Below are 20,426 nucleotides of genomic sequence, written 5' to 3'. Positions count from 1 at the left end.
AGTCGGGGCTTTTTTGTGGCCGGCCGGTAACGCGCAAGCTACGTGGCTCCACGTCTCAGTGCATCGTTCAGCAAGCCCGCAGCCCCTGGGGTGGTACCCGGCAGGGCTGTACGCGCTGGGTTGTCGCCCTTCGGGGCACCCCCCTAGCCTCGGTTCGCTTCATGCGCGAAGGCCAAAAAAGAGGAGAATTAATTTTTGGATTTAGACTTGATTACTAGATTTTTGACACTAAAATCAGTCGCCTTTTTTAGAGAGGGGCCGGGGGCAGCGTTGACAAGCTCTAGCTAAACGCCTGACCAAGTGCCGCGTAGCGGTACCAGGTTTGTAGAGATAAACGCGTTGTAAGCACCAAGTGCCGCGTAGCGGTACCAGAAACCCCTAACGCCTCTGGCACCACTACGCGGCACTAGTTCTTTTGGCGCGAATTACTACAGACCTGGAGCCGCTACTCGACACTCAGTCAGGCAGTTACCTGAAACTTATCAACGCTGGGGCTGGGGTAAGATGTCCCCCAGCATCTTACCAAAAAAAAAGGCCCCGCCGGACTATCCGGCGGGGCCTTTCACTTCAGGTAGCAACGGCTTATTTCTTCTCGATGCGGCGCACGGCCGTGGTCGTACCCTGGCGCACTTCGAGCAGGTAGATGCCGGCGGGCAGGGTAGCCGGCAGGCGCAGCGGCTGCTGGGCCGCCAACACTACCGGGGCCAGCACTGCCCGGCCCAGCAGGTCGCGCAGCGACACTGTGAGCGGGCCGCCCTGTGGTAGCTCAACGTGTACCAGGTCGGTAGCGGGGTTGGGGTACACGGCCAGCTCGGGCAGCGCCTGGCTGGCCTGGGCGGCTAGCACCAGGTTGAAGGCGGTGGCGCTGGTAGCCGTGCCGCCGGGCGTTACCACCGTGAGCGTGCCGCTCACGGCGCTGGTGGCGGCGGGCAGCACCAGGGTGATGCTGGTAGCCGAAACCACGGTGTAGGTCGGAATAGCCAGGGTGCCAATGCGCACCGCTGTAGCCCCCGTCAGGTTGGTACCCGTGATGGTGACCGTGGTGCCGGGGCCGCCCGAGGTGGGCGTAAAGCTGGCGATGGTGGGTACCGCTACCGGCACCGTTACGGTGAAGGAACCGGCGCTGGTGGCCGTGCCGCCCTGGGTGGTTACGGCCACCGGGCCCGAGGTAGCGCCCGTGGGCACTGCAAACGTGAGCGTGGTGGCGTTCACCACCGTGAAGCCGGTTACGGCCACCCCGTTCAGGGTCACGGCCGAAGCGCCCGTCAGGTTGCTACCCGTCACGGTCACGGTAGTACCCACCGGCCCGCTGGCCGGGGCCAAGCTGGCAACCGCCGGGGCCGGGGCCACCGGAGCTATTGAAATACCACGAAACGCCATGTTGGCCCCCGCCGTAGCCAGTGCCGCCGGCAGCTCCGTCAGGGCTGGGGCCACGTTGTAGCCCGTATTGTCGGTCAGCGCGTAGAGGCTGGTGGCGGTGCTGGCTACCAGCGCCACGCCGGTGCCACTGGGACTACCCTGCAAGCCGCGCACGCCCGAGCCATTGATAGTGCCGTTCAATACCCAGGTGCCGGCCACCAGGCTCCACTTCTGGATGCCCGCGGCGGCGCGGTCATCAGCCACGTAGGCTACGTCTACGCCGGGCACGGTGGCATCGAGGTCGGCCAGGTAAAAGCCGTAGGGGCTGGCCCCCGCCGTAGCGCCCGGAAAGCCCGGCAGCGCCGCCACCGTTTGGCCAGCGGCTGTGGGCAGGCCCGTGCCCACTTGGCTCAGGCCAATGTAGGGGCTCGAAGCCGCCGACACGTACACGTTGCCGCCGGCTACGTTGATGGCCCGAATATTAGTAGGTGCGGTATTAAGCTGCGTCGAGGCAAAGCTGCCCAGTGCCTGGTAGCGCACGCCCGAGTTGGCCCCCACGCTGTAAAAACCGGTGCCATCGACCGTAGCCGCCGCCCGAATGCTAACGCCACTGAAGGCATCGCCGGTGCTGGTGCTGGTATCGATGCTGCCATCGGCAGCAATTAGGCCGATAACACGGGTAACGTCGGTGGCGGCTGTGGCGGCCACGGCGGCCGTGCTGGGCGCGGCTCCGTAGCCCGTCAGCACCAGGTAGCGGCCATCGGCCGAGCGGGTCAGGGCTAGCTCGGTAGTAGCGTTGCCGGCAGCAGTAAGAATACGGTTGTTGTTGCTCACCGAGGTCGGCAGGGCTACCGACTGCACCAGCGTACCGCTCGGCGTGTACTCATCTAGAAATACCGCCGCGGCGGCCGCCGAAAGAGTCGCATTGCCGTCGCCCACGCGGGCCACTACAATGTTGCCCGGCTTAAACGGCGCGGCCGATGCCAATAGGGGAGCAGCCGAAAAAGCGGTAACCAGGAAAGTTACCAGTTGCTTAGGATAGAATCTTCTCATGAAATAAAAGGAAGAAATGAGGAAAATAGTACTAACAGAAGCTGAAAATGGCTTCTATCAACGAAGTTACCGCCTTCCTCCTGCAAACCAAATCGATTTGGCTATCCTGCTGTAGTCCTACTTCATTTTGTGCTATGCACCCCCGTTTTTCATGATTCATGTCTGCCGCCTTAGCGCCTGGCCTCGCCTTGGCAGTGCCCAAAAAAAGCCCCTGATTATTCAATCAGGGGCTTTACACAATAGTGACAGGCGCTTGGGCTAGCCCAAACGCTCGATGGCCGTGCGCAGGCGGCTGGCTACTTCACCGGTACCCAGGATGGCCAGCGTCTCAAATAGGTCGGGGCCAGCGGCGGCACCCGTGGCGGCTACGCGCAGGGCTTGCAGCACCTGGCCGGGCTTGAGGCCCTGGGCCTCCATCGTTTCGTGAAACAGCGCCTTCAGCACCTCCGCATTGCTGCTGGGCTCCGAGTCGGCGGGCAGCGCGGCAGCGTAGGCGGCCAGGGCGGCGCTCACCTGCGGGTTCCACTTCTTGCTGACAACCGTTTGGTCGTACTCCATCGGGGCGTCGAAGAAGTACTTGGCTTCCTGCCAGAAATCCTGCGGGAAGCTCACGCGCTCCTTCATCACGCCCACAATCTGCTCGGCCTTGGCCTGGTCGCAGGCAATGCCGTGCGCGGCCACGGCCGTGAGCAGGTAGGGCGCCAGCTCGGCATCAGACTTGGCGCGCAGGTAGTGCTCGTTGAACCACTTAACTTTATTCTGGTCAAACTTGGCGGGCGACTTGCTCACGCGGTCCATCGAGAAGGCCTGGATGAGCTCGTCCATCGAGAAAATCTCCTGGGCAGTGCCGGGGTTCCAGCCTAGAAAGGCCAGGAAGTTGACCAGCGCCTCGGGCAGGTAGCCCTCCTCGCGGTAGCCTTTGCTGAGGGTAGGCTCGCCGGTTTCGGCGTCGGTGCCGCGCCACTCGGTAGCAAACACCGGGAAGCCCAGGCGGTCGCCGTCGCGCTTGCTGAGCTTGCCCGTGCCGTCGGGCTTGAGCAGCAGCGGCAGGTGGGCAAACTGCGGCATGGTCTTCTCCCAGCCCAGGTAGCGGTACAGCAGCACGTGCAGCGGCGCGCTCGGCAGCCACTCTTCCCCCCTGATAACGTGGGAGATATCCATCAAATGGTCGTCCACAATATTGGCCAGGTGGTAGGTCGGCATGCCGTCCGACTTCATCAGCACCTTGTCGTCGATGGCGCTCGAATGCACTACTACCCAGCCCCGAATCATGTCCTGAAAGCGTACTTCCTCCTTACGCGGCACCTTGAGGCGAATCACGTAGGGTGTGTCGTTTTCGAGCAGCGTCTTCACCTCATCCTCGGGCAGGGTGAGCGAGTTGCGCATCTGGGCGCGGGTAATGCTGTTGTACTGCGGATTAGGCACCTTGGCGGCTTGCAGGCGCTCACGCATCACGTCGAGCTCCTCGGGCGTGTCGAAGGCGTAGTACGCGTAACCGTCGCGGATGAGCTGGTCGGCGTAGGCGCGGTACATGGGCTTGCGCTCGCTCTGGCGGTAGGGCGCGTGGGGGCCGCCCTTCCAGGGGCTTTCGTCCAGCTCAATACCCACCCACTCCAAGCTCTCGCGGATGTAGTCTTCGGCACCGGGCACAAACCGATTCTGGTCGGTATCCTCAATGCGCAGTATCATGGTGCCGCCCAACTTGCGGGCCAGCAGGTAGTTATAAAGCGCCGTACGGACGCCGCCAATGTGCAGCGGCCCCGTGGGCGAAGGTGCAAAACGCACCCGAACAGGTCGGTCAGTCATAGTATGTGCGGTAAGCTTTAGCTTGCCGTAAAGAATATGCAAAGGTAACTTCCAGCCCACGGGAAAAGCTGTTGCATGGCCCTGCGGTGCCAGCTAAAGCTTACCGCACTGCCTACCCCACTGCAATGCAGGAAATTTCCACCTCCACGTCGCGCGGCAGGCGGGCTACCTCCACCGTTTCGCGCGCCGGGGCGGTAGCCTCAGCAAAGTAGGTGCCGTATATCTGATTGATAATGGCGAAGTTACCTAAGTCTTTCACGAAGATGGAGCACTTCACCACGTCGGTCAGCTGCATACCGCCGGCCTTCAGTACGGCCGTGAGGTTCTGGAGCACCTGGTGGGTTTGGGCGGCTACGTCGCCTTCGCCCACGAGTTGGCCGGCCGCGCTCAGCGGAATTTGGCCCGACACGTAGAGCGTATTGCCGGCCTTAATGGCCTGCGAATAAGGACCGATGGGCGCGGGCGCCTGGTCGGTAAGGATAACCTGGTGGGACATGTGGTAAAATGGTACGTGAGTAAATGCGTAAGGTGGCAGGCCGCAAATAACGCAAGAAGCCGCTCCCATTGCTGAAAGCGGCTCCCGTTGAGCAAGCCAAAAACTTACTCACTTACACCTTATTTATTCCACCGTCACCGACTTGGCGAGGTTGCGGGGCTGGTCCACGTTGCAGCCGCGCAGCACGGCAATGTGGTAGCTCAGCAATTGCAGCGGAATCACCGACACCAGCGGCATCAGCACTTCCGAGGTAGCGGGCACTTCAATCACAAACTCGGCCATGGCCGGGATGGTGGTGTCGCCCTCCGTTACCACGGCGATAATGCGGCCCTTGCGGGCTTTCACCTCCTGAATGTTGCTCACCACCTTCTCGTACGAGCTGTCCTTGGTGGCGATAACCACCACCGGCATGTTCTCGTCGATGAGGGCGATGGGGCCGTGCTTCATCTCGGCCGCGGGGTAGCCCTCGGCATGGATGTAGCTGATTTCCTTGAGCTTAAGCGCACCTTCCAGGGCAACCGGGAAGTTGTAGCCGCGGCCCAGGTACAGGAAGTTGGGCACGTCCTTAAACGTCTCGGCAATCACCTGAATTTCGGCATCCAGCTTCAACGCCTTCTCCACTTTCGTGGGAATGTTGTGCAGCTCAGTGGTCAATTCACGCAGGCGGGTGTCCGAGAGCGTGCCCTTGCGCTGGCCAATGCACATGGCCAGCAGCGTGAGCACCGTTACCTGGGCCGTGAAGGCTTTGGTAGACGCCACGCCAATTTCGGGGCCGGCGTGGGTGTAGGCCCCGGCGTCGGTGGCGCGGGCAATGCTGCTGCCCACCACGTTGCAAATGCCGAAGATGGTGGCACCCTTGCTCTTAGCCAGCTCCAGGGCAGCCAGCGTATCGGCGGTTTCGCCGCTCTGCGAAATGGCAATTACGATGTCGCGCTCCGAGATAACCGGGTTGCGGTAGCGAAATTCCGAGGCATACTCCACTTCCACCGGAATGCGCGCCAGGTCCTCGATGAGGTACTCGGCTACCAGACCCGCGTGCCACGACGTGCCGCACGCCACAATGATGATGCGCTGGGCATTCACAAACTTCTGCTCGTAGGCCCGGAAGCCCGCCATGTTGAGGTGGCTGCCGCCCAGTTCCAGGCGCCCGCGCATGGAATCGAGAATGGAGCGGGGCTGCTCAAAAATCTCCTTGAGCATAAAGTGCTCGTAGCCACCTTTTTCGATGCTATCAAGCTCCAGCTCCAGGCGCTGGATGTAGGGCGTCTGCACCACGTCTTCGCGCGAGCGGATGGCCAGTTGGCCATCCTTGATAACGGCCAGCTCATAGTCGTTTACGTAGACTACTTCGTTGGTGTACTCAATAATGGGCGTGGCATCCGAAGCAACGAAGAATTCGCCTTCGCCAATGCCGATTACCAGCGGCGAGCCTTTGCGGGCCGCGATGAGCTGGTTGGGAGCATCCTTGCTTAGCACCACAATGGCGTAAGCACCAATCACTTCGTGCAGCGCTAGGCGCACGGCCTCTTCCAGCGTGCAGTGGTTGTTGGTCTGAATATCCTCAATGAGGTTGACGAATACCTCCGTATCGGTATCGGAGTGGAACGTGTGACCCTGCTTTTCCAAGTGGGTTTTCAGCGCCGCGTAGTTCTCGATGATGCCGTTGTGAATGATGGCAATCCGCTCCGAGGTGGAGTAATGCGGGTGCGCATTCACGTCGTTGGGCTCGCCGTGGGTAGCCCAGCGGGTGTGGCCCATGCCCACGGTGGCGTGGGTATCCTTGTCGGTCAGGAATTTCTCCAGCTCGGCTACTTTGCCTTTCTTCTTATAAACGCTCAGCTCGCCGTTGAGCAAGGCCACGCCGGCCGAGTCGTAGCCCCGGTATTCGAGGCGATGGAGACCTTTGAGGATAATGGGGCAGGCCTCACGATGGCCGAGATATGCAACGATACCGCACATGTGCAGAAAAAGTAAAAGTAAATTTTAAGATAACTATCAATCAATCACCCGTAGAGGCTGGGCGCGGGGCATTAGCAATTTTATAGCCAAACCCCCACGCCCGCCGCTAAGCCCTTGTAAAACAGCACCGGCCGCTGGCTTCGCCCAAAGCGAGGCCAGCGGCCGGTACGGGACCAGCAAAGTTAAGAAGTATCTTCTCAACCCCGCCACAGCCCAAAGCCACTAGTTGGCCAGCTCGTTGTAGAGGGCCTGGTAGGAAGAGAGCAGGTTTTCGTCGGTAGCCACCTGGCTGAGGCGGTTGTGCAGGGCGTATTCTTTGAATAAGCCGTTCAGGTTATCGGAAAAGTCCTCATCCTGGCGCACTACCGTGTCGGCGTACTCCATACCCAGCTTCACGAAGCCCGAGAAGTCAGCCGTTTTCAGCGACTTCAGCATCTGGTCGTCGATGTCGAGCATCTTGGCTTTGTCCACTAAGTTCCCTTCAAATTTATCCAGGAATTCGTTGTTGTAGACCGTGAATACCGACTTAGCATCCTTGAAAACGGGGTCTTTCTTGTAAGTCGTTTTCAGGTAGAGCGGGATGAGCGAAGTCATCCAGTCGTTGCAATGCACGATGTCGGGCGACCAGCCGAGCTTCTTCACCGTTTCGAGCACGCCCTTGCAGAAGAAGATGGCGCGCTCGTCGTTATCGGCGTAGAACTTATCGTTTTTGTCAACCAGCGCCGACTTACGGTGGAAGTAATCCTCGTTGTCGATAAAATAAACCTGTAGCTTCGCGGTCGGAATGGAGGCTACCTTAATTACCAGCGGCTTCTCATCGTCGCCCACCGCAATGTTGATGCCCGAGAGGCGCACCACTTCGTGCAGGCGGTTCTTACGCTCATTAATGATGCCGAAGCGAGGCACAAAAATCCGGATTTCGGCGCCCGCCTCCTGCATGCCGGCCGGCAAGCGGCGCAGCAGCTCCGCTACTTTCGTAGTCTGGAGAAAAGGGTCAATTTCGGTGGCCGCGTACAGGATGCGCAACTTCGACATAGCTAGTGAACTAAAGGATTTGAGAACAGGCCACAGATTGGCTCCACAAAAATACGCATTTTTTCGCGAATTTTCAATAAAATTCGCTTAACCCTATTGTTCTATCGTTCAGCTAAATGCACGTTTTTACTACCGCCGCCGAGCTGCGCGCCTACTCGGAGGCCGCCCGCAGCGCCGGCCGCCGCCTGGCCTTGGTGCCCACCATGGGCGCCCTGCACGCCGGCCACCTGCAACTAGTGCAGGCCGGGGCCGCCGCCGGCTACGACGTTATTGCCAGCATCTTCGTCAACCCCACTCAGTTTAATAATCCCGACGACCTGCGCCTCTACCCGCGCCTGCCCGAGCAAGACACGGCTCTGCTGGCCGGGGCCGGCTGCACGGCACTCTTCATGCCCGCCGTGGCCGAGATGTACCCGCAGCCCACGGTGCTACACTTCGACTTCGGGCCCCTGGAGCGGGTGATGGAGGGCGCGCACCGACCCGGCCACTTCAACGGTGTGGCCACGGTGGTGAGCAAGCTCTTTCACCTGGCCCGGCCGCACGTGGCGTACTTCGGGCAGAAGGACTTTCAGCAAGTGGCTGTGGTTAAGCAACTTATAGCAGACCTGTCATTTGACCTAGAACTTCTGGTGTACCCCACGGTGCGCGAGGCCGATGGCCTGGCCATGTCGTCGCGCAACCGCCGCCTCTCGCCCGCGGCGCGGGCGGTGGCCCCACTACTTTACCAAGTGTTGACCCAGGCGGCTCAGCAAGTGCGCCAGGGCGTGGCCCCGGCTGAGGTGCAGGCGCAAGCAATTGCCGCGCTGGCAGCCGAGCCACAGTTTACGCCCGAGTATGTTGAAGTGGCTGATGCGCAGACCTTGCAGCCGGTGGCCGGCTATGAGGCGGGCCGCGGCGTTGTGCTGTGTGTAGCTGCCCACCTGGGCGGCGTGCGGCTGATTGATAACGTGGTGGTGTAGCGCGAAGCTCTGCTTCGTGCGCGAGCGAAGCGAGCATTGGGCAACTGGCTGGCGTTGCGCAATGCCGCATACTCGCTGCGCTCGTACACGAAGCTGGAGCTTCGCGCTACAGTTTGCTACCCGCGCGCTTGGCCGTAGTCAATTTCGGTGTTATCGCCCAGGTTGAGGCTATGATTCAGGCCTTTGAAGGATGCATCGGAGCCCACGATGCAGTCGCTCATCACCGCGGAACTGAGTTCGGAGTAGGAGCCGATGATACTGTCGCTAATGATAGTGTGGCGGATGATGGTGCGGTCACCGATGGCCACGTTGGGGCCGATGATGGCGTGCTCGATGCGGCAGTCGGTGCCGATGCTGACGGGCGGGATGATAACTGTATTCGGAAACTCGGGGTAGGCACGCACGTTGCGAAACTCGGGCTGGTCGAGCAGGCGAGCGTTGGCTTCGAGCAGCGTTTCCTTGCGGCCGCAGTCAAACCAATTATCCACGGCCACGGTCTGCATGGGCTCACCTTCCTCGATGAGGTGCATGAGGGCATCGGTGAGTTGGTACTCTTCGTGGGTGCGGCGGCCGGTTTCGATGAGCCACTCCAGCGACTGGGCCAGCTTTTCGGCGTTGGCCATTTTGTAGAGGCCCACCAGCGCGTAGTTCGACTTTGGAATGCGGGGCTTCTCGACCACACGGCTGACTTCGCCAGCAGCATTGGTTTCAACCAAGCCGAAGAGGCTGGGGGTTTTCACTTCTTTTACGGCCAGCACGGTGCCTTCCTGGCGCAGCAGGGCGGGCAGGTCGATGTCCACGATGGTATCGCCGAGCAGGATGAGCACGCCGTCGGGGTCGTGGCGGAAGGTGTCGCGGGCCACCCACAGGGCGTGGCCTAGGCCCTCGCGGGGCTCCTGCACCACGAAGGTGGCGTTGAGGTCGGGGTAGTGGCGGCGCACGTACTGCTCAATCTTTTCGCCCAGGTAGCCGATGATGAACACAAATTCGGTGAGGCCGGCCCCGCGCAGGCGGTCGATGATGTGGCCCAGGATGGTATTGCCGGCTACCGGCACCAGGCTTTTGGGCTGGGTGTGGGTGTGGGGGCGCAGGCGCGAGCCGATGCCGGCAACAGGAATGATGGCTTTCATGAACAAAGAGGGCAAAGGCAGAAAAAGCAGAACCGTACAACCGTTATCGGGCGGCTGCGTACTTTGCGCCGGTCGGGCACCATAACCGCCACCCTTGGCTGGTGGTTACGACCGGCCGGTTCTTTTCTTTCTCACCGCTGGGCCTCAAAGCTAGAGCCCAGCATTTAGAAACCCTTGTTCTATGAAACGCCTTCTTCTCTACTTCGCCGCAATGGTGACGCTGCTCTCGCAATCGTCGTGCGGCTACAACGGCATGGTTGAGCGCGACCAAGCTGTGAAAGGCCAGTGGGCCAACGTGCAAAGCGCCTACCAGCGCCGCTCCGACCTCATCCCCAACCTGGTGAGCACCGTGAAGGGCGCCGCCAACTTTGAAAAATCGACCCTCGAAGGCGTTATCGCCGCCCGCGCCAAGGCTACCAGCGTGAACATTAGCGCCGACAACCTGACGCCCGAAAACATCGAGAAGTTTCAGGCTGCGCAGAGCCAGCTTTCGAGTGGGCTGGGCCGCCTGCTGGCCGTGAGCGAAAACTACCCCGAGCTGAAGGCCAACGCCAATTTCCAGGAGTTGCAGGCCCAGATTGAGGGTACCGAAAACCGCATCAACGTGGAGCGTAACAAGTTCAACGGCAACGTGAACGACTACAACACCTTCACGCGCTCGTTCCCCAACAACCTGTTTGCCGGCATGTTCGGCTTCCAGCCCAAGGGCTACTTCGAGGCTGATGCGGGTGCCAAAGACGCGCCCAAAGTTGACTTTGGCGACATGGGCGGCGGCAACGCCCCCGCTGGCAGCAAATAACTGCTAAACAATAGTTTAAGAACGTCATGCTGAGCTTGCCGAAGCATCTCGCTCGCTTCGTTAGCACGGCGCGGTAGAGATGCTTCGGCAAGCTCAGCATGACGTTCTTTCTTTTTGACAAGCTCCCCCCATGACCCACCCCCTTACCCCTGCCCAGGAAGCTGCGCTGGTGGCCGCCATCAAGGCCGCCGAACTGCGCACGTCGGGCGAAATCCGGCTGCACCTGGAAGATAAATGCCCCACGCCGGAGCCGCTCGACCGCGCTGCCCAGGTGTTTGCCGAGCTGCAAATGCACCGCACCAAGCTGCGCAACGGGGTGCTATTTTACCTGGCCTGGCAAACGCGGCAGTTTGCCGTGGTGGGCGATGCGGGCATCAACTCGGTGGTGCCCGACGAGTTTTGGGAGGCCGTGAAGGAGGCAGTGATGGACCACTTCCGGCAGGAGAAGTACGTGCCGGGGCTGGAGCGCGGCATCCGGCTGGTGGGCGAGCAGCTGCGGCAGCTTTTCCCCTACGACGGGGCCACCGACGTAAATGAGCTTGACGACGACATTTCTTACGGCGACAACCCGCCCACTCCCCGCCGATGAAAACGATGACTCTTACCAAGCCGCGCCCGGCCCTGCACCCGGCCGCCTGGGCGTGGCTGCTGGTGCTCCTGCTGGGCCTGGGCTTGGCGGCCCGCGCTCAAACCGTGCCCCCACGCCCCAACCCGCCGCGCCTCGTAAATGACCTGGCGGGCCTGCTGCAACCCCAGGAAGTGGCCGCGCTGGAGCAAAAGCTGGTGGCCTACAACGACAGCACCTCATCGCAGATTGCGGTGGTCACCGTGCCCTCGCTCGACGGCAACGACATTGCCGACTACTCCCAAAAGCTGTACGAAAGCTGGGGCATTGGCCAGAAGGGCAAGGACAATGGCATCCTGGTACTGGTGGCGGCTAAGGAACACACGGCGCGCATCCAAACTGGCTATGGCCTGGAAGGGGCCGTGCCCGATGCTCTAGCTAAGCGCATCATTAGCAACGTATTAGTACCCGCTTTCAAGCAAAACCAGTACTACACGGGCCTTGACCGGGCCACCGACGCCCTTATCTCATTGGCCAAGGGCGAGGGCTACAAAGGCGACCCCAACCTGGCGCGCCGCGGCCCTCGCGACCGCTCGGGCTCGGGCATCGGCCTGTGGCTGATTATTGGCGCGTTGGTGCTGTTCTTCCTCCTGCGCTCGCGGGGCGGGGGCGGCGGCCGGGGCGGCCGCGGGGGCGGGGGCTTCATTCCCCCCATCATCTTCGGCGACTTCTCAGGCGGCCGGGGCGTGTTTGGCGGCGGGGGCGGCGGCTTTGGTGGCGGCGGCGGCGGTGGCGGCTTCGGGGGCTTTGGCGGCGGCAGCAGCGGCGGCGGCGGCGCCAGCGGCAGCTGGTAGCTTTCTAATGAGTGAATGCATAAGGGGTGAATGAGGGAATGTTGGCTAGCCACTTCGCTCATTCACCCCTCACACTTTTATTTCTATGCTAGGTTGCGGGCTGGCTTTTCTCCTCCTCTATTCGCCCCATTCTCATTCATTTATTCACAACTCACTCATTCACAATTACTTTATAAGCCGGGCGCTCATAAAACGGGCGTAGCAGGCGAACCACTTCCAGGGCGTCGGCGAGGGCTTCGTGGGCCACGTGCGGCTCGGGGTCGCCGAAGCGCGCCTGGCAGATGAGCATGGAGGGCAGGCGCGAATCCTTGTGCCAGTTGAGGTAGAACGCGGCTGGGTCGAGCACGGCGGGTTCGGCTCTTACCAGGGTGCCCCAGCCGGGCAGCTCGCGCAAAAACAGCAGGTCGAACGTCCCCACGTTTTTACCAGCTATTGTGAAGCTTACGCAGTCCTTTTTGTCGGGCTTGAAGCCGTTGGCCAGCAGGAACTCGCGCAGCTGGGGCAGCACGTCGGCGGGCGCGCAGATGTCGGGGGCAGCGGCCTTGGTTTTGTCGGCCAGCTCGACCAGCAGGCGGGCGTTGAGGGCCAGCGCGCCGGGCGTGCCGGTGAGCTCGCGGTAGCGCAGGGCGCGCCGAAAAGCGGGCAGCTCGGCCAGGGGCGTGGTGGCGGTGCGGCGGGTATCTTCCACTACGGCGGCCAGCTCCAACACCTGGTGGCGGAGCGGGTCGGAGCCGCTGGTTTCGAGGTCGAGCGAGACGTAACGCATAGCAATAAACGAGAAAGAGGGAAGAACTACTGGTTACGTAATTTTTCCCTCTCCCTTCTTATTTCCTGCCGAAAACTTACTCCCAGCGCAGGTCGTTCAGGCGCAGCTGCAGGGTGCGTTGACCACGAAACTCATTCATTTCTAAGGCGTAACACACACTAAATAGTGCATCGGGGCTTTCGAGCAGGCGGGGCAGATAATGGCCCAGGCCGAAGCCGATAGCTTCCAGCACGAGGCCGGGCGACTGGCCGGGCTGCATGAGCCGGATTTTGAGGTGGCCGGCCTGGCCCACGGGGCGCACCGAGCCGGGCACCGCCCGCACGTGGTGGGTAGCAAAAATGGGCGCCGGGTTGCCCGGCCCAAACGGCTCCAGGCGGCCCAGCTGGGTCAGAAAATCCTCGGTGAGCTGGGTGAAATCCAGTTCCGCGTCAATCTCGACCGGGCGCACGGGCAGCTGGCCGGCGGGCAGGCGGGCCGCCACCTCGCGCATAAACTGCTCGCGGAAAGCCGGCACGTTTTCGATGGGCAGGGCCAGGCCGGCGGCGGCCTTGTGGCCGCCAAACTGGCGCAGCAGCGGGGCGCAGGCCTCCAATACTTCGTGCACATCGAAGCCCGATACCGAGCGCGCCGAGCCGGTGGCCAGGCCATCGCGCTCGGTGAGGATGACGGTGGGGCGGTAGTACTGGTCGAGGCAGCGCGAGGCCACAATGCCCAGCACGCCCTGCGGCCAGTGGGCCTGGTAGAGCACGGTGGCAGGCGAGGTGGCCCCGTCGGGGTCGGCCGCAATGAGGGCCAGCGCCTCCTGGGTGGTGCGCGCGTCGGAGAGGCGGCGCTCCTGGTTCATGTGGTCCACCACTTCGGCGGTGTAGCGGGCCTCTTGCTGGGTGGCGGCCAGCAGCATATTCACGGCGCGGTGGGCGTCGCCCATGCGGCCGGCGGCGTTGATGCGCGGCGCAAAGCCAAATACCAACGAGCTGAGGCTCAGTGGCCCCTGGCGCGGGGTGGCCAACTCGTGCAGCGCGGCCAGGCCGGGGCGCAGGCCGTCGTGCGCATCCTCGGCGGGTGGCGGGGCCAGGGGACCAGGGCCGTCCAAAGTATCGGCCGAGGCCAGGGCGGAGGGCAACGGTGCGGCAAAAGCGGCCGTCTGCGTCACGTTGAAGCGGCGCAGGCCGTGGTGGGCCAAAATGCGGTTTTCGCCGGTGATGGGCACCACGTCGGCCGCGATGCTCACCGTAACTAAGTCGAGCTGCGCATAGAGCGGAGCCAAGGGTAAATTGTATTTTTCGGTGTAGGCCTGCAACAGCTTGAAGCCCACGCCGCAGCCCGACAAGTCGGGATAAGGGTAGCTGCAATCCAAGCGCTTGGGGTCGAGCACGGCCACGGCGGGCGGCAGCACGTCGCCGGGCAGGTGGTGGTCGCAGATTACGAAGTCCACGTCCAGGGTGTTGGCGTAGGCTACTTGCTCCACGGCCTTCACACCGCAATCGAGGGCAATGATGAGGGTGATGCCGCTGGCTTTGGCAAAATCCACAGCCTGCATCGAGATGCCGTAGCCCTCGCGGTGGCGGTCGGGGATGTAGGGCTGGAAGTGGCTGGCCGCCTCGTCGAGGTCGGGGCTTTCCACCAAATTACGTAAGAAACTCACTACCAGCGCTACCGACGTGATACCGTCTACGTCATAATCGCCCAGCACCAGGATTTTCTCGCCGCCGTCGAGCGCGCGGCGCAGGCGGGCCACGGCCAGGTCCATGTCGCACATCAGCCAGGGCGACACCAGGTTGGCGAGGTCGGGGGTAAAAAAGGCTTCGGCGGCGGCGGGCGTTTCGATGCCGCGCTGCACCAGTAAGCGGGCCAGCAACGGGCTGATGCCCAGCGCCTGCTCCAGCCCGGCCACCGTTGCGGGGGAAGGCAAGGGCGCAAAAATCCAGCGCTTAAGCGGTATAACAGCCATTAATTTATTGGATAGGGATAGCCTCAAAAGTACACAAAATTTAGCCGCCGTACCTTCGCCTAGCTTCCCCCTCCCGCCTATGCCCCGCCTCCGCGAATTTTACCAGCGCTACCGCCAGTACATTCTCAGCGATGGCCTGATGTACGTCGTCTTCCTGCTGGCGCTGGCCGTGATGTTTGTGTTTTTTCGGTAAGGTCCCGGCTTCACGCAACGTCAGCTATTCGTAGCCCCGGCTATCCTTGAATACCTGGTTATACTTCAGCTGCCGCTGGTGGGCCTTTTCTCTGGCATCAGCCGCCTTCACGGCTTTCATTTTGCGGCTCTCCTTACCTGTTCTCAATAACCGGGCGTAGGCCCAGCCAATGGGCGTGCCCCCAAACGGCGGCGGGGCAAATCGACGGGAAACATCGGCGTGAGCCTGGGGGACAAAAATTTAAAACTGACCCTGCTGCGTGGCCGCCAGAACAGGTATGATGACCTGACGACTTCCTAAACAGCTTCGCCACCAAAAACGGGGCTGCCTAGCAGTGTCGCGCGCCGGGCTATCGCCCCCGGCTCCTGCACCGCATCACTGCTGAGTACCTCGGGCTTGGGGTGGCCCGCCAACCTGCCCCAGCGGATACATAGCGGCGGCGCGGCCGGTGCTTAAAACCCAGGCTGACCGGCTTGGCTACCGGGCTTACAGGCTGCCACCGTGCCCCGGCTGGCTGAGGCCCATGGGACGGCCAGCTATTCTGCTTTCTGGACTGCGCTCTAAAAAGCAGACGTTAGCGGCTTATTTTTTTTAGTTAATTTACTGAAAACAAGTTACTTATAATATTTTTAAATCTTTGGTACAGCGCTGGTATCAGGAGAGCAAAACCTCTTTTGTATGACCCCAGACCTACTTACTTCCGTTCCTACTAAAGCGCCGTCTGCCTCGGTTTGGCTGGCGCTAGGCATTGTGCTGACTGCCTTGCTGGGCGCAGGGCGCTGGACGCAGCAGAAAGCCCCGGCCCCCACGGCCAATAGCTCGGCCCCCGTGCACTCGGCCGCCGCGGCGCGGCGCGTAGCCTTGGCGCAGCCGGCCCGGCCGCACCGTGGTGCTCCCGCAGCTTTTGGCTTGGCAAACTTATGAAGCGGCTGGGTATGCTAGCCGTGGCCCTGCTGGGCAGCGTGGGCCACTTGTGGGCACAGGCGGGCAGCTGGCGGCCGGCGGGGGCCGACTTGTCGTTTCCGCGCACGCTCCTCAGGGCCAGTGCGCTAGCCGATGTGCAGGCCTCGCTGAACGCCCCCGACCGGCTGGCGCTCTATAATGGCCTGTGGGCCGATGTGCAGGGTGCGCCCCCCCCCGATAACACCTCGGCCAGCGGGCGGCGGGCCCGGGCCACGTGGGCCAAAAATGCGGCTTTTGTGGTGCTGCTCGGCCAGCAGCCCACGGGCGGCGGCACCCTGGCGGCCCTCCCGGCGGCCCAGCGTGCCGCCCTGGTAGCCAGCGCGCGCGGCGTGCTGGAGAGCCTCAATGCTGACGTCGAAGTATTTGCTACCTGGTCGGGCACCACGCCCTATACCGAGTGGCAATGGCGCTCGAAAGAGCTGATAGACTACCTGATAGCCTACGACCTGCTGCGCGGCAGCGGCGAAACGGGCGCCGCGCTGGCGGCCAGCCAGGCCCGGCTGCAGGCGTTTGCGGGCAACCTCTACCAGCAATCGACTACCCCGCTGGGGCCGTTCAGCTTTTACACGAGCATCAAAAACAACCATACCCTGATGATGGCCGCCGCCCTGGGGATGGCCGCCGTGGTGCTCAGCGATGCCACCAGTGCCCAAGCAACCCAGCAGCCCGCTACCTGGGCCGGGGCGGGCCTCTACCACATCGATAACGTGCTGTGGCGCGACGCCCAGCGGCAGTCGGACTCGACGCAGGTGGCGGGCTACGCCGAGGGCCCCTACTACTGCAAGTATGCTCTGCTCAACTGCTTACCCTTTTTTCGGGCGCTGGGCAATTTTCTGCCCGATGGCCGGCAGGCCTACACCTTCGGCACCAGCACGCGCTCCATTCGCAACCCCTACTACGACCCGAAGTATGCGCGGCTTTATGAGTGGCTAACGGCCATTCAGATGCCCGATGGCCGCCTGCCGGCCCTCGAAGACTCCTACGTGGATATGGGCATGCCCGAGCTAGCCCTCACGGGCCAGGCGCAGTACGTCAAGCCCATGTATTTCAGTAAGTTGTCGGGCACTAATATGGCCTCGGCGGTCGCGCAGCTGCGCGACGTGACGGTGGACATGCGCGCGGCCTGGCTGGCCGCCGCCATTGCGCCCACGCCACCCAGCTACCCGGCCCTGACCGTGCTGCCGGGCAGCGGCAACCTCGTATTCAGGGCCGGCCACGACTCGCTGGCGACCTATCTGCACATATATGGGCGGGGCGGGGCGGCCCAGGCCAATGCCGCCGGCCACAGCCAGGGCAATGCCAGCAGCTTTATTCTGCACAGCCAGGGCCAGCTGCTGGCCCTCGACCCCGGCTACCTCAGCTACAGCCGCCGCGCCGAAGTAGGCCAGGCCACCAACCACAGCCTGGTGCTGGTAGATGGCGCGGGCCCGGCCATGGGCACGGTAGGGGTGGGCAGCCCGGCCATGGCGGGAATTCAGCACACGTTCGAAACCCCGCAGCTCAGCTACGGGGAGGTCACGACGGCGTACCAGCAAGCCAGTATTACGCGCAAAACCCTGTTTGTGCGCAACAGCTACTTTCTGCTGGCCGATGCCGTGAGCGCCGCCCAGCCCCACACCTACACCTGGCAGCTGCATGGCTACGGCCTGGCCGGCGGCACGGCCGCCACGGGCACCTTTGCCGACAGCCTGGCCACGCACGCGGGTACCTGGCAAAAAAACGGGGTGAGCTTGCTGGCCCACGTCACGAGCACGGGCGGCGCGGCCACCTACACCACGGCCACCAACATTCACGAAACCACCTACAACACGGCCGAAAACCATACCACGCTGCTGATGCAGTCGGCCAGTGCGGCGCAAACGCAGTTTTTGGCCGCCCTCTGCCCCTACACGGCGGCGCCGCCCGCCTTCACCACCACCAGCCAGGCCGCTACGGCGGCGCTGGCGGCTACCAGCAAGCAGTTTCTGGACGTGGCCTTTGCTCAGGCCGACACGGTGCTGAGTGCCGCCAGCAGCCAGCCGCTGCGCCCCGTGCGCGCCGATGGCCGCCTGAATTTCTACTCGACCACGACCAGCGGCGAGTTTGCGCAGCTATTTGTGCAGGCCGGCACCACGCTGCAGGCCGATACGGTGGTGCTGCTACAAGCCGCGCGCCGGGCCGATATCAGCTGGCAGCGCACCAGCACCCTGCGCTACGATGGCTACGCCAGCCAGGCCACTACCCTGCTGCTGCGGCTGGATAAGCTGCCGGCGGCCGTAACGGGCCCCGGCGTGGCCAGCTACACCTATAATGCCGGCCGCCGGCAGCTGCAAGTGGTGCTGGGGGCGGCGTCGGCCTTTGGGGTAACGCTGGCTGCCGACGCCGCCCGCCCACTACCCGTGGTGCTTACCAGCTTTGCCGGGCAGCGCCAGGGCCCGGCGGTGCTGCTGCGCTGGCGCACCGCCGCCGAGGTGGGCAGCCAGGGCTTTGAGGTGCAGCGCCAGGCTACGGCAACCGCTGGCTTTGAGGTAATTGGCTTCGTAGCCAGCACCGGCTCGGCGACCCAGGCGGCGGGCTACACGTTTCGCGATGGGCTGGCCCCGGCGGCCGGGGCCTGCTACCGGCTGCGCCAACTCGACCGGCAGGGCACGGCCAGCTACTCGCCGGTGGTGGTAGTAGCCGCCCTGCCAGTGGCAACAGCCACCCTGCTGCCCGTGCGGCCGCAGCCCGCACACGACGTGCTACAGGTGCAACTAGCTGGCCTTGAGGCCGAAGCAATACTGGAGCTGCGCGATGGGCTGGGCCGGATGGTGCGCCAGCTGCGCGCCCGGCAGCAGGCCCGGCTTGAGGTAGGCACGCTCGCGCCGGGCCTCTACTACCTGGTGGCGCACGATGCCGCCGGCCAGCCCCTCGCCGGCAGCCAGAAAGTGGTAGTTGGCCCCTAGCCGAACTGAATTAAAACCGATACCAGAAAACCAGCCGTGGCGCCAACTATTTTGCATATAACTTACAACCAGTACGTTATATGCAAAATAGTTGCCGGCCTGCACGGTCGTTTCCAAGTCGGTGTACAGGGCGGGCTGTACACCGACTTGCAAACCGCGCTAAAGCGTACCCTACGTGCAGGTGGCACCAGGCCTGGCAATGCACTTTTTTAAACATAACTTCTTAACCTTCATGATACTATGAATACGATGTCAACCATAGCGCTGGCCCTGGCCACGGTGTGGGCCCTGCTGATTGCCATTTTCGCGGTGCCCTCCATCGTCTACATTGCGTACCTCAAAAACCTGTTTGACGCGCCCAATGCCCGCTCGGTGCACACGGCCCCCACGCCGCGCCTTGGCGGGGTAGCCGTGCTGGCCGGATTCTTTTCGGCCCTCACCATTTTTGCGCCGCTGGGCCAGGGCGTGCAGTACCTGCTGGCGGGCTGCCTGCTGCTCTTTTTCGTGGGCCTCAACGACGACCTGGTAACCGTTTCGGTAGCCAAGAAATTTGTGGGGCAGCTGCTGGCCACCGGCGTGGTCATGCTCATGGCCGATGTGCGCATCACCAGCTTTCAGGGTATTCTGGGCATTGGCGCGCTGCCGCTGGGTGTCAGCTACGGCTTCACGTTTGTCGTTATCGTGGGCATCACCAATGCCATCAATCTCATCGATGGCCTCGACGGGCTGGCGGGCACTATCGTGCTTATTATCAGCGGCACGCTGGGCTATTATTTTTATCAGTACGGGGGGGCGGCCAGTGGCAACTACGCGTTTGTGGCGGCTTGCCTGGCGGGGGGCATCCTCGGGTTTTTGCGCTATAATTTTCACAAGGCCCGCATTTTTATGGGCGATACGGGCTCCCTGGTGTGCGGCTACATCGTGGCGGTGCTGGCCATCCAGTTTGTGGAGCTGGGCAACACGGCGGCCCAGCCCCTGGGCGGCGCCTCGCCAGCCGTGGCCCTGGGCATTCTGTTTGTGCCCTTGTTCGATACGTCGCGCGTGTTTCTGCTGCGCATCCTGGCGGGCAAGTCGCCCTTTGCACCCGACAAAAACCATATTCACCACCGGGTGCTGGGGCTGGGCTTCTCGCAAATCAACACGGTGCTGCTGCTGGGGCTGCTCAACCTGGCCGTGATTGCGGTGGTCATTCACTTTGCCTTCCTCGGTAATCTATTGTTGATTAGTGGCTTAGTTGCGCTGGGCATTGTCCTGAGCGTGCTGCTGGGGGTGGCGCGGCGCTGGGTAGCAAGCCCGCAGGTAGCCATTGGCTGACCGCGGCAGGCAAGCGGCCTACCTGCGGCGCGCGGTGCGCAGGTACCTGCTCAACGGGGGCGGCCCGACAGTGCTGGGCCCACCCCAAAAAGTAACTCCATCCGCTTCTACGCAAAACGCTGTCTGACGCTTGGTCGTCGGGCAGCGTTTTGCTTATCTACCAACAAGCTTTTTGGCCTGCCGAAGTGCGCGGCCAGCCAGCAACCCAGCCCATAACCGGGACGCTACCTGGCCGGCGAGCGCCCGGGGGCTTTTCGGGCGTTGGGCCGGGCCGGGGGCCGGGCAAATGGCTGGTTGGCA

The 20,426-nt window shown here is 62.6% G+C and carries 15 protein-coding genes; 7 read left to right on the top strand and 8 right to left on the bottom strand.

Annotated elements, in window-relative coordinates; genetic code table 11:
- Positions 1-582 precede the first annotated feature (582 nt).
- The 5 genes from ACYVGC_RS04125 to ACYVGC_RS04105 all read right to left on the bottom strand — a co-directional run bounded on the left by ACYVGC_RS04125 (position 583) and on the right by ACYVGC_RS04105 (position 7,708).
- Positions 583-2,412, bottom strand: coding sequence for an IPT/TIG domain-containing protein (locus tag ACYVGC_RS04125; RefSeq protein ID WP_460582522.1), 1,830 nt, complete (start codon positions 2,410-2,412; stop codon positions 583-585).
- A 258-nt stretch (positions 2,413-2,670) separates the two neighbouring features.
- Positions 2,671-4,218, bottom strand: coding sequence for a glutamate--tRNA ligase (gltX, locus tag ACYVGC_RS04120; RefSeq protein ID WP_460582521.1), 1,548 nt, complete (start codon positions 4,216-4,218; stop codon positions 2,671-2,673).
- Positions 4,219-4,330: 112 nt separating this feature from the next.
- Positions 4,331-4,714, bottom strand: coding sequence for a RidA family protein (locus tag ACYVGC_RS04115; RefSeq protein ID WP_460582520.1), 384 nt, complete (start codon positions 4,712-4,714; stop codon positions 4,331-4,333).
- Between the two features lie 123 nt (positions 4,715-4,837).
- Positions 4,838-6,673, bottom strand: coding sequence for a glutamine--fructose-6-phosphate aminotransferase (glmS, locus tag ACYVGC_RS04110; protein WP_460582519.1), 1,836 nt, complete (start codon positions 6,671-6,673; stop codon positions 4,838-4,840).
- A 222-nt stretch (positions 6,674-6,895) separates the two neighbouring features.
- On the bottom strand, positions 6,896-7,708 hold the full coding sequence (locus ACYVGC_RS04105) for a glycogen/starch synthase (protein ID WP_460582518.1): 813 nt from the start codon (positions 7,706-7,708) through the stop codon (positions 6,896-6,898).
- 116 nt (positions 7,709-7,824) lie between these two features.
- Here ACYVGC_RS04105 and panC point away from each other — a divergent pair, with 116 nt between their 5' ends.
- Positions 7,825-8,667, top strand: a complete 843-nt coding sequence (gene panC / locus ACYVGC_RS04100) for a 4-phosphopantoate--beta-alanine ligase (protein ID WP_460582517.1) — start codon at positions 7,825-7,827, stop codon at positions 8,665-8,667.
- 116 nt (positions 8,668-8,783) lie between these two features.
- On the opposite strand, the gene ACYVGC_RS04095 is transcribed toward panC, so the two are convergent.
- On the bottom strand, positions 8,784-9,797 hold the full coding sequence (locus ACYVGC_RS04095; RefSeq protein ID WP_460582516.1) for a sugar phosphate nucleotidyltransferase: 1,014 nt from the start codon (positions 9,795-9,797) through the stop codon (positions 8,784-8,786).
- Between the two features lie 181 nt (positions 9,798-9,978).
- Between ACYVGC_RS04095 and ACYVGC_RS04090 the strand changes: the two genes are divergently transcribed.
- From ACYVGC_RS04090 to ACYVGC_RS04080, 3 genes are all read left to right on the top strand, one after another.
- Complete coding sequence (locus tag ACYVGC_RS04090; protein ID WP_460582515.1) at positions 9,979-10,596, top strand: LemA family protein; 618 nt, start codon at positions 9,979-9,981, stop codon at positions 10,594-10,596.
- Between the two features lie 130 nt (positions 10,597-10,726).
- The gene (locus ACYVGC_RS04085) at positions 10,727-11,185 is read left to right on the top strand and encodes a TPM domain-containing protein (RefSeq protein ID WP_460582514.1); all 459 of its coding nucleotides are present in this window, start codon (positions 10,727-10,729) and stop codon (positions 11,183-11,185) included.
- Positions 11,182-12,015 (top strand): TPM domain-containing protein, encoded by an 834-nt coding sequence (locus ACYVGC_RS04080; RefSeq protein ID WP_460582513.1) that lies wholly within the window; start codon positions 11,182-11,184, stop codon positions 12,013-12,015. Before ACYVGC_RS04085 ends, ACYVGC_RS04080 begins: the two co-directional genes overlap by 4 nt.
- Before the next feature lie 151 nt (positions 12,016-12,166).
- Here the strand turns inward: ACYVGC_RS04080 and ACYVGC_RS04075 are convergent, their stop codons facing one another.
- Positions 12,167-12,781, bottom strand: a complete 615-nt coding sequence (locus ACYVGC_RS04075) for a 3'-5' exonuclease family protein (RefSeq protein ID WP_460582512.1) — start codon at positions 12,779-12,781, stop codon at positions 12,167-12,169.
- Positions 12,782-12,857: 76 nt separating this feature from the next.
- The gene (gene recJ, locus ACYVGC_RS04070; protein WP_460582511.1) at positions 12,858-14,693 is read right to left on the bottom strand and encodes a single-stranded-DNA-specific exonuclease RecJ; all 1,836 of its coding nucleotides are present in this window, start codon (positions 14,691-14,693) and stop codon (positions 12,858-12,860) included.
- Between the two features lie 910 nt (positions 14,694-15,603).
- Between recJ and ACYVGC_RS04065 the strand changes: the two genes are divergently transcribed.
- The 3 genes from ACYVGC_RS04065 to ACYVGC_RS04055 all read left to right on the top strand — a co-directional run bounded on the left by ACYVGC_RS04065 (position 15,604) and on the right by ACYVGC_RS04055 (position 20,126).
- Complete coding sequence (locus ACYVGC_RS04065; RefSeq protein ID WP_460582510.1) at positions 15,604-15,849, top strand: hypothetical protein; 246 nt, start codon at positions 15,604-15,606, stop codon at positions 15,847-15,849.
- Positions 15,846-18,812: a heparinase II/III domain-containing protein gene (locus ACYVGC_RS04060; RefSeq protein ID WP_460582509.1), complete on the top strand. Its 2,967-nt coding sequence runs from the start codon at positions 15,846-15,848 to the stop codon at positions 18,810-18,812. The genes ACYVGC_RS04065 and ACYVGC_RS04060 overlap by 4 nt, the downstream gene beginning before the upstream one ends.
- Before the next feature lie 240 nt (positions 18,813-19,052).
- Positions 19,053-20,126 carry an MraY family glycosyltransferase gene (locus ACYVGC_RS04055; RefSeq protein WP_460582508.1) on the top strand — a complete coding sequence of 358 codons (1,074 nt, stop codon included), beginning with the start codon at positions 19,053-19,055 and terminating at the stop codon, positions 20,124-20,126.
- The last annotated feature ends 300 nt before the right edge of the window (positions 20,127-20,426 follow it).

Source organism: Hymenobacter arcticus (assembly GCF_054779975.1).
This window is presented reverse-complemented; position numbering and strand designations above follow the sequence as displayed.